The organism is Xanthobacter autotrophicus, assembly GCF_029991245.1.
Taxonomy (GTDB): Bacteria; Pseudomonadota; Alphaproteobacteria; order Rhizobiales; family Xanthobacteraceae; genus Xanthobacter; species Xanthobacter autotrophicus_C.
The window spans coordinates 1-9,878 of the sequence record NZ_JAIVFO010000158.1; the positions used below are offsets into that span (position 1 = coordinate 1).

Below are 9,878 nucleotides of genomic sequence, written 5' to 3' on the forward strand. Positions count from 1 at the left end.
GCATCGCCCCGCCCATGGCCCCCATCCCGCCCATGGCGGAATGGTTCATGCCCGGCATGGCCATGCCGGGCATGCCCTGCATCTGCCGGCCCATGCCGTGGGCACCGTGGCCGCCGGCGGCGTTGGCGCCGCCAAGCCCGGCCAGGATCTCCTCGGGGCTGCGGAAGGAGAAGTCGTGCAGCATCATCACCACGTCCTGGACATCGCCCGCGTCCGCCTCGCGGGTGACGAGGGGCGCGGCGAGCAATTGCTGCTCGCTCAAGGTGTGGGCGTGCATCCAGTGGGTGCCGGGGGTGAGGCGGAAATCCACCTGGTCGGTGCCGCCGGGGGCCAGTTCGCCGCCATTGGGGCGGGCGCGGTCCTGGTCCGGCGGGGCAAAGATCTGGCCGTGCCAGTGCATCGCCACCGGGGTCTGCGAGGCGTTGAGCACCGCGCCGGTAAGCCGGTCGCCTTCTTTCGCGAACAGACCTTCGCCGGATGGGCCCTTCACCGCGAAGACCTTCGCCGCCTTGCCGTTGACGTCGAGGGTGAGGCTTTCCACCGTGAGCAGCGGAGCCGCAAAGGCGCTCTTCCAGCCGCCGGAGACGGCGAGGGCGCCGAGCGCCGCGCCGCCGGCCAGGACGGTGCGGCGGGAGAGGGCGGATGGGAACATGGGTCGGGTCATGGTCGGCCTCTTTGGTGCGTCGCCGGGCAGACGAGGCGAAGCGAAGGGGTTTCGGGCGGCTTTCAGTATTTGGCCTGCGCGGAGGCACCGTCGGGCGCGGAGATCTGGACCACCCCCTTCACCCCCTTTGGGACGGCGACCGGCGCCGTTCCGGAAAGGCGGTTGCCGCCGCCGGGCGCGAGGGCAAAGCGCTGGGCCTTGCCGTCCACCACAAGGATGGCGTTGGCCTTGAAGCCGTCCGCCGGAACCGGCTTGTCGGACCCGTCGCTGAGATAGAGCGAGACGGCGGGCGTGCCGTCGGCCACCAGCTCCGCGTGGTAATGGCCGGCATCCACCCGCACCCCGCCGTTCGCCCCCGCGCCGGGCTCGTGGGCGAGGGCCGGCAGGGCGACCAGCGGGAGACTGAGGACGGCCGGCAGAAAGCGGCGAAAGATCATGGCAGGCTCCGGTCAGAAGGCGTCCGCGCGGGCGGCGGCAGTGGCGGGGGCCGTCTCCCGCGCCGCCGCCACCAGCCGCTCCAGCGGGCGGCGGCCATGGCGCAGGACGAGGACGGGGGTGAGGACGGCGTCGAGCACCGTGGCGCTGACCAGGCCGCCGAAAATGGTGATGGCGACGGGGTGCAGGATCTCCTTGCCCGGCACCTCGGCCCCGCTCATGAGCGGCAGCAAAGCGATGCCGGCGGCCGCGGCCGTCATCAGCACCGGTGTCAGCCGCTCCAGGCTGCCGCGCATCACCAGCGCGGGGCCAAACGCCATGCCCTCGGCGATGGCGAGATTGATGATGTGGCTGATCTTCAGGATGCCGTTGCGCGCGGCGATGCCGGTGAGCGTCACGAAGCCGATCATGCTGGCCACCGACAAAGGCTGCCCGGCGATCCACAGCGCGCCCACCGCGCCGATGAGCGCCAGCGGCACGCTGCCCATGATGATGGCGGCGAACAGGGCGGAACGGTAGCGGCTGTAGAGGAGCGCGAAGACGAGCAGCGCCGACACCGCGGACAGGCCGCCGATGGTGCGCATGGACTCCTCCTGCGCGGCGAAACTGCCCTCGAGGCTCGCGGAGATGCCGGCCGGCAGGGCCGTCGCCGCGATCACCTCACGCATGTCGGCCACCACCGCCGCCACGTCGCGCCCGCCGGAGGTGTTGGCCGAGACGACCATGCGCCGGCGTCCGCCCTCGCGCAGGATCTGGTTCGGCCCGTCCGTCTCCGTCACCTCGGCCACCTGCGAGAGCGGCACCCAGCCGGAGGGCGTCTCGATGAGAAGGTCGGTGAGCCCTTGGGTGGTGCGGGCCGCATCCGGCAGGCGGACCACCACGTCGAAGCGCCGCGCGCCGTCCAAGAGGCGGGAGACCACGCGACCGTTGGAAAGCCGTTCCAGCGCATCCGTCACCTGCGCGGGCTGGAGGCCGTGGAGGGCGGCGCGGCCATAGTCCACGCGCACGGTCACTTCCGGCACGCGCACCTGCCGTTCCACCTGCAGGTCGGCAAGGCCGGGAATGCCGGCGAGGCGCCCCCGCAGGTCTTCCGCCGTGGTGCGCAGGGTGTCGAGGTCGTCGCCGAACAGCTTCAGGGCGATCTCGGCCCGCACGCCGGAGAGCATGTGGTCGAGCCGGTGGGAGATGGGCTGGCCCACGTTGAAGGCGGCCGGCAGCACCGAGAGGCGGTCGCGGATGTCGGCGGTGATCTGCGCCCGGCTGCGGGCGGAGGGGCTGACCCCAATGGGCGACGAGCTTAACCCATCGCCCATTGGGGTCAGCCCGCGCGGCGCCTGAGCGAAGCCCTCTCGGCGCCGGTCAAAGACCGGGGCCGTCGGCATAAGGTCCACCTCGATCTCGGAGGCGTGGACGCCCTCGGCATGCTCGTCCAGCTCGGCGCGGCCGGTGCGCCGGCCCACCGCCTTCACCTCCGGCACCTCCAGGATGAGCTGTTCGGCCACAAGGCCCATGCGGTGGCTCTCGGCCAGCGAGACGCCGGGCCGGAACGACATGGAGATGGTGAGCGAGCCCTCGTTGAAGGGCGGCAGGAAGGCGCGCGGCAGGCCTGCGGCGGCGGCCAGCGCCGCGAGGAAGAGCAGCGCGGCGGCGCCCATCACGAGGCGCGGATGGCGGAAGGCGGCGGCGAGCAGGCCGGCGTATCCGCGCTTCAGGCCGCGCACCAGCATGCCCTCCCGCTTCCCATGCCGGCTGAGCGCGGGCAGCAGGTAAAACGCGAGCACCGGCGTCAGTGTGATGGAGGTGAGGAGGCTCGCCAGGATCGAGACGATATAAGCCTGCCCCAGCGGCGCAAACAGCCGCCCCTCGATGCCCGGCAGCGCGAACAGGGGCACGAACACCAGCACGATGATGGCCGTGGCATAGACGATGCCGGAGCGCACCTCCCGGCTCGCCGTCACCACCACGTCGAATACCGGCCTTGGGGTCCCGGCAGCCGCGTTCTCCCGCAGGCGGCGGGAGATGTTCTCCACGTCCACCACCGCGTCATCCACCAGCTCGCCGATGGCGATGGCGAGGCCGCCCAGTGTCATGGTGTTGATGGAGAGGCCGAAGGCGTGGAACACGAGGGCCGTGGCAAGGATCGACACCGGGATGGCGGTGAGCGAGATGAAGGTGGTGCGCCAGTTGAGCAGGAACGCGAACAGCACCACGGCCACCACCGCCATGGCCTCCAGCAGCACCTTTTCCACGTTGCCGATGGAGGCGGAGATGAAGTCCGCCTGCCGGAACACCGGCGGCGAGATGCGGATGCCGTCGGGCAGCGTGCGGTTGAGGTCGGCCACCGCCTCCTCCACCGTGCGGGTGAGGGCGATGGTGTCCACCTCCGGCTGCTTCTCCACGGAGACGATCACCGCGGGCCGGCCCATGTAGCCGGCATCGCCCCGCTTCAGGCGGGCCGCGTAGTCCACCTGCGCCACCTGGTGCAGAAAGACGGTGCCGCCGCCGGGGCGGGGCAACACGAGCCCCTTCAGGTCGTCGAGGCTGAGGGTGCGGCCGATGTTGCGGATCAGGAACTCGCGCCCGCCATGGTCGGCGAAACCGCCGCCGGAATTGGTGCCGAACTGCGCCACCGCCTGTTCCAGCGCATCGAGGGAGATGCCGTGGGCGCGCAGGGCCGCCGGGTCCGGCGAAACCCGGAGTTGCCGCACCTCCCCGCCCATGGGGATGACCTGCGCGATGCCGGGAATGGCGAGCAGGCGCGGGCGGATGATGAAGTCCGCCGCCTCGCGCACCGCCATGGGGGACGCGGTGTCGCTCGTCACCGCGAACATCAGGATCTGCCCCATGATGGAGCTGATGGGCCCCATCTGCGGGGCGACGTTCGCCGGCAGCCGGTCCCGCACCAAAGCGAGGCGCTCGGCGATCTGCTGGCGGTCGCGGAAGATGTCGGTGCCGAAATCGAACTCCACATAGATCACCGAAAGCCCCACCCCCGAGACCGAGCGCAGGCGGATGAGGCCCGGCAGGCCGTTCATCGCCGTCTCCAGCGGGAAGGTGACGAGCTGTTCCACCTCGGCGGGGGCAAGGCCCTCCGCCTCGGTCATGAGGGTGACGGTGGGCCGGTTGAGGTCCGGCAGCACATCCACCGGCAGGCGGGTGACCGCATAGGCGCCGGTGAGCACCAGCACGAGGGATAGCGCCAGCACCAGCAGGCGGTTGTTGAGGGACTGGGTGACGAGGAAGGTGAACATCGGCCGGCCTCAGCGGATCTGGTCGATGAGTTCGGCACCCTCGGTGACCACCCGGCGATCGGGCGGCAGGCCGGCCACCACCAGCACGCGGCCGGCATCGAGGGGGTCCGTCTTCACATCGCGCGCCACGAAGCGCTCGGCACTGACATGTTCGTAGACGATGGCCTGACCGTTCGCCCCGCGCACCACCGCCGTGCGGGGGATGGCGATGCCCGTGCGCGGGGCGCCGGCCTCGGCGAGGACCGTGAGAAACTGGCCTGGGCGCAGCCCCTCGGCACCCGCAGTGACGGAAAACTGCAGCGGAACGGCCTGACCACGGTCGGACATGCCGGCGCCAAGGAAGACGAGGGTGACCGAGCGGCCATCGGGCAGCCGGCCCGACGCGCCGGACCGGCCGGCATCCGGCGAGAAGCCCAGCGCCTCCACCCACAGCCGGTCGGGGTCGATGATGCGGAACACCACCGTGCTCGGGTCCGCCATCTGCCCGGCCACCGCATCGGCAGCGGCGATGACGCCGGCGACGGGCGCACGCAGCGCCTCCGGCTCGCGCTGCACCCGCTCCAGCGTGGCGCGGCGGGTCTGGAGGCCCTTCAGCTCAATCTCCGTCTCCTCCACCTCGCGGCGGGTGACGGCGTTCTGGATGGCCGACAGGCGCTCGTAGCGGCGCTTCACGATGGCAATCTGCTGGTCCAGCTCAAAGCCCTGCTGCTCCAGGTCCTTGAGGTCCGAGGCGCCGATGGGCGGGTGCACGAATGCGAGGATGTCGCCCGCCGCGACCCTTGTGCCGAGCGGCTTGAAGCCGCCCTGTGGCGGCGCCAGACGCCCGCCCACCGCCGTCTGCACCAGCCCGCTGGCATTGGCATCGGGCACCACCCGCCCGGGCAGTTCCACGATGCGGGCATGGCTGGCGGATGCCGTGACGATGGTGCGCACGCCGAGGATGCGCTGGCTCGGCTTCGGCACGATCACCGAGCCGTCCGGCAGGCGCTGGGCGGCATCGCGGGCGGGAGGCTTCGGCGCATCGGCGGCCTGCGCATCCGGCGGCAGCGATGCGGCAAGCCCCAGACCGGCGGCGAGAACAAGCGCTGTCGTGCGCTGCCGCAGAGACATCAAGAGCACGGCTGCAAGAAATCCGATGACGACGCCCGCGAGCAAGCCCAGTTGCGACCCGGCCAGCAGCGCCAGCGCTGCCGGCGCGGTGGCACGGGGGTCAGCCGGCACCGAAGCCGCAGGCACCGTGAGCGTCGTGGCGAGCACGTCCACCGTGCCGCGGGCCGTGACCGTGAAGGCGAGATCGTGCGCGCCCGGTTTCGCGGCGAAGGGCGCGGGCACCACATAGGTGCCGGGCTCCGTCGGCCTTGCGGTCTGCGCGCCTTCGGGGGTGTCCATCTCGATGGTCGCGCCCTCTACCGGCGCGTTGTCGGCGAAGCGGTCGAGGTGGATGGCGAGCATGCCGTCGCGCAGCACCGCCACCAGCTCGAACTCATCGGAGGCGGCCTCGGTGCGGGGAGCAAGCGTCGTTACCTGGGGCGTTGTGGGCGCCCCATGGTCGTGGCCCTCGTGCGCCATAGCGCCCATCGCCAGCATCAGGCCGGCGAGAAGGGCGCACGACCCAAGGCCTGCTCTCCGCACGAAATGGCACGCCATCCTTCAACCCGTCCGATCCTCGATCCGGTACGGGAGCCAGATAGCGCACGGGCTGTCACGCCGCGTATCGCTTCTGTATCAGTTTGTTTCAGGCTGGACCTTGGGCAGGCGCACGGTGGCGACGAGCCCGCCGCCTGCGCCATTGGCGAGGGTCAGCGTGCCGCCATGGGCGGCCGCCACCGCGCGGGCGATGGAGAGGCCGAGCCCCACCCCGCCGGTGGACCGGCTGCGCGAGGATTCGAGCCGCACGAAGGGCTCGAGCACGGCGGCGAGCTGGTCCTGCGGAATGCCGGGGCCTTCGTCCCGCACCGTCAGCACCGCCTCGGCGCCCTCCTCCGCGAGCACGACATGCGCGGCACCCCCATAGAGGAGGGCGTTCTCCACCAGGTTCGACACCATCCGCTTCAGGCTGACGAGGCGGCCCGCCACCACCAGGCGCGGCGGCGCGGAAAGATCGGCGGCAAGGCCCCGGTCGCGGGCATTGTCCACCAGCGTCTCCACCAGCGCCACGAGGTCGAGCGGGCGCACCGGCTCCTCGCTGGCCTCGCCCCGCAGGTAGGACAGGGTGGCGTCCACCATCTGCTCCATCTCCGCCACATCCGCCGCCATGGCCTCGCGCAGGACCGGGTCGCCCACGTCCTCCATGCGGAAGCGCAGGCGCGTCATGGGCGTGCGCAGATCGTGGGAGACCGCGGCGAGGGCCTGGGTGCGCCGCTCCATCAGCTCGGCGATGCAGGCCTGCATGCCGTTGAAGGCGTGGGCCAGCTCCCGCACCTCCGTCGGGCCGGTCTCCTTGAGCTGCACGAGCGGGGCGTCCGGCGGCAGGGCCGCGACGGTCCGCGCCATGGCCCTGAGCGGGCGCGTCAGCCAGGCGGCGATGGCGAGGGACAGCAGCAGCACGCCCGACGCCATGAGGGTCGTGGACAGCACCGAGCCGTGCGCCCCGGCCGCCTGCGGCACGGAGGCGAACAGGCGGGCGTTCAGCCAGCTGCCGTCCGGAAGGCGCACGGCGACGAGGCTGAGGTGCGGGTCGGTGCCCGCGCCCACCAGCACATCCTGCGGCCCGAGGTCGGGCGCCAGGGTGCGCACGTCGTCGGCGAGGCGCTGCCATCCCTGCGGGGCATGGGGGCCGGATGCGGCCATGGCCTCCCGGCTCCAGTGGGCGTCGATGGCGCCGCCGGACAGCTCATGGGCCACATCCTCGCGGCTTTCCGGCGGCGCTGCCGCCAGCGACCGGCGCAGCGCGACGATCTGGTCGGCGAGGCGGATAGCATGGGCCGCATGGCGCTCGCGCTCCATGGCGTGCTCGTAGGTCCACAGGCTCAGCACATGCACGACGACGATGCCCAGCACCGCCACCACGGCGGTGCGCACGGCAAGGCTGTCCGATGCGCGGATCAGGGCGCGGATCACGAGCGTTCCACCTGCGGAACGAAGAAATAGCCGGCGCCGCGCACGGTCTTCACCATCTCCGGCGCGCCGTGGGACTCGAGTTTCTTGCGCAGCCGGCTGACCTGGATGTCGATGGCGCGGTCGAAGCCGGTGGCGGTGCGGTTCTTGGCGGCGTCCATCAGCTGGTCGCGGGTCAGCACCCGCTGGGGATGGTCGAGAAAGGTCAGGAGCAGGTCGTATTCACCGGTGGAGAGATCCACCACGACCCCTTCGGGATTGGTCAGCTCCCGCCGGCGGGTGTCGAGCCCCCAGCCGGAAAAGGCGAGCAGCGTGCCGGCGGAGGCCTCAGCGCCGCCCGAAGGCCGCATCCGCCGCAGCACCGCATGGATGCGGGCGAGCAGTTCGCGCGGATTAAACGGCTTCGCCAGATAGTCGTCCGCACCAAGCTCCAGACCCACGATCCGGTCCACGTCGCTGCCGCGCGCGGTGAGCATGATGATGGGCACGTTCGAGGTGCGGCGGATGTCCCGGCACAGGTCCAGCCCGCTCACGCCGGGCAGCATGATGTCGAGGATGATGAGATCCACCGCGCCGGTCCCCATCGCGTCGCGCATCTCGCGGGCATCCTGTGCCGCGGTGACCTTGTGCCCGTGCTCGCGCAGGAACTTGCCGGCAAGGCGGCGAATCTCGGCGTCGTCGTCGACGATGAGGATATGGCCTTCGGGGAACACGGGCGACCTGCTCCTGGAGAACGCGGTGTCCGATCAGATTGGTCCGATCCGGCCGGATCGCGCTCTCAGTCTCGCCTTCAGCGGGAAGACGTCTGGCTTGGGGGGTATATAAGTCTCCGCTTCGTCCGAAACCACTCTACTCCGCCGCGGCCGCGATCGCATCTTGGGCGCTCAGGGCCTCCAGATGTTCCCCGCCTTGGCGGTTTGCCAGCGCGGTGACGGGCGCGACGAGGCCCTTGGGGACGTAAAGCACGGTGATCATCAGGACCACGCCGTAGATGACGAGGTGAAGCCCAAGGAACCGGCCGCCCGGGTAGCCCCTGAAGTCCCTCGACGGCCTGAAGCCGTTCGGCCTCTGCGTCGGCCGCGAAAGCATGCCCGTTCCGCGCCGCCGCCGGACCTACGCCGGCATGTTTGCCTGAGCCTGAGGCGGGATCAGGCCGGCTCGGCGCCATTGGCGGCAAGCACCGCCCCGGCGAGATAAAGCGAGCCGGAGATCAGCACCCGCGGCGGCGGTACCTGCGAGGTGCGGGCGATGCTGTCGAGGGCGCTGCCCACGTCGCGGGCGACCCGCGCCGACATGCCGAGCCCCATGGCGGCGGCCGCCACATCCTCCGGCCTGAGGCCGGCATGCTCGCCGGGCACCGGCACGGCGATGGCCTCCCGCACGAGGCCGGCGAAGGGGGCGAGGAAGCCGGTCACGTCCTTGGTGCCCAGCATGCCGAGGATGAGCACGAGGGGGCGCGAATAACGCTCCTCCAGCTCGCACAGGGCGTGGGCGAGGGCGGCCCCGCCGGCGGCATTGTGCCCGCCGTCCAGCCACACCTCCACGCCGGCCGGCGCCCTCGCCACCAGCGGCCCTAAGGGCAGGCGCTGGAGGCGGGCCGGCCAGTCGGCCTGCAGGATCCCGGCCTCATGGGCCGCCGGCAGCTTCACCGCCCGCAGCGTCGCCACCGCGAGGCCCGCATTGTCGATCTGGTGCGGCCCCACGAGGCGGGGGCGCGGCAGGTCGAGCAGGCCGTCCTCGTCGGCATAGACGAGCCGGCCGGCTTCCTCGCTGACATTCCACTGCTGGCCGCGCACGAACAGGGGGGCGAGCTTCTTCGCCGCCGCCCGCTCGATGACGGCGAGGGCTTCCGGCACCTGCGAGCCGACGACCACCGGCCGGCGCGGCTTGATGATGCCCGCCTTCTCACCGGCGATGGCTTCCACCGAGGTGCCGAGAAAATCCACATGGTCGATGGAGACGGGGGTGATCACGCTCGCCAGCGGCTCGGCCACCAGATTGGTGGCGTCGAGCCGGCCGCCGAGGCCCACCTCCAGCAGCAGCACGTCGGCCGGATGCTCGGAGAACAGCAGGAAGGCCGCCGCCGTGGTGATCTCGAACAGGGTGATGGGATGGCCCGCATTGGCGGTCTCGGTCCGGTCGAGGGCCTCGGCGAGGGCGGCATCCGACACCAGCACGCCGCCCCCCGGCGCGCCGAGGCGGATGCGCTCGTTGAAGCGCACCAGATGGGGCGAGGTATAGACATGCACCCGCTGGCCCGCCGCCTCCAGCATGGCGCGCATGAAGGCGATGGTGGAGCCCTTGCCGTTGGTGCCGGCCACATGGATCGTGGACGGCACCCGCCGCTCCGGATTGCCGAGGGCATCCAGCAGCCGCCCCATCCGCGCCAGGGACAGGTCGATCTTCTTGGGATGGAGCGCGGCGAGGCGAGTGAGGATCTCGTCGGTGGCGCGGATGGGGCGGCTGCTGGA

General features: G+C 71.4%; 8 protein-coding genes. All 8 read right to left on the bottom strand.

Annotated features, from left to right (window positions below; genetic code table 11):
* Positions 1-664: multicopper oxidase domain-containing protein (locus K9U41_RS19595; protein WP_282642536.1), on the bottom strand; the 664-nt coding region annotated here is incomplete at its 3' end.
* Between the two features lie 62 nt (positions 665-726).
* Positions 727-1,101: a hypothetical protein gene (locus K9U41_RS19600; protein WP_282642537.1), complete on the bottom strand. Its 375-nt coding sequence runs from the start codon at positions 1,099-1,101 to the stop codon at positions 727-729.
* 12 nt (positions 1,102-1,113) lie between these two features.
* Positions 1,114-4,350: an efflux RND transporter permease subunit gene (locus K9U41_RS19605; protein WP_282642538.1), complete on the bottom strand. Its 3,237-nt coding sequence runs from the start codon at positions 4,348-4,350 to the stop codon at positions 1,114-1,116.
* A gap of 9 nt (positions 4,351-4,359) precedes the next feature.
* Positions 4,360-5,919, bottom strand: coding sequence for an efflux RND transporter periplasmic adaptor subunit (locus K9U41_RS19610; protein ID WP_349237860.1), 1,560 nt, complete (start codon positions 5,917-5,919; stop codon positions 4,360-4,362).
* 156 nt (positions 5,920-6,075) lie between these two features.
* Positions 6,076-7,410: an ATP-binding protein gene (locus K9U41_RS19615; protein WP_282642540.1), complete on the bottom strand. Its 1,335-nt coding sequence runs from the start codon at positions 7,408-7,410 to the stop codon at positions 6,076-6,078.
* The gene (locus tag K9U41_RS19620) at positions 7,407-8,120 is read right to left on the bottom strand and encodes a response regulator (protein ID WP_282642541.1); all 714 of its coding nucleotides are present in this window, start codon (positions 8,118-8,120) and stop codon (positions 7,407-7,409) included. Before K9U41_RS19620 ends, K9U41_RS19615 begins: the two co-directional genes overlap by 4 nt.
* A 136-nt stretch (positions 8,121-8,256) precedes the next feature.
* On the bottom strand, positions 8,257-8,382 hold the full coding sequence (locus K9U41_RS19625; RefSeq protein WP_282642542.1) for a hypothetical protein: 126 nt from the start codon (positions 8,380-8,382) through the stop codon (positions 8,257-8,259).
* Between the two features lie 173 nt (positions 8,383-8,555).
* Positions 8,556-9,863, bottom strand: a complete 1,308-nt coding sequence (locus tag K9U41_RS19630; protein ID WP_282642543.1) for a bifunctional folylpolyglutamate synthase/dihydrofolate synthase — start codon at positions 9,861-9,863, stop codon at positions 8,556-8,558.
* Positions 9,864-9,878: the final 15 nt, after the last annotated feature.

Excerpts from the sequence above, each read along its gene's own strand:
- K9U41_RS19600 (WP_282642537.1), bottom strand. The coding sequence starts at position 1,101 with ATGATCTTTCGCCGCTTTCTGCCGGCCGTCCTCAGTCTCCCGCTGGTC.
- K9U41_RS19605 (WP_282642538.1), bottom strand. The coding sequence starts at position 4,350 with ATGTTCACCTTCCTCGTCACCCAGTCCCTCAACAACCGCCTGCTGGTG.
- K9U41_RS19625 (WP_282642542.1), bottom strand. The coding sequence starts at position 8,382 with ATGATCACCGTGCTTTACGTCCCCAAGGGCCTCGTCGCGCCCGTCACC.
- K9U41_RS19610 (WP_349237860.1), bottom strand. The coding sequence starts at position 5,919 with ATGGCGCACGAGGGCCACGACCATGGGGCGCCCACAACGCCCCAGGTA.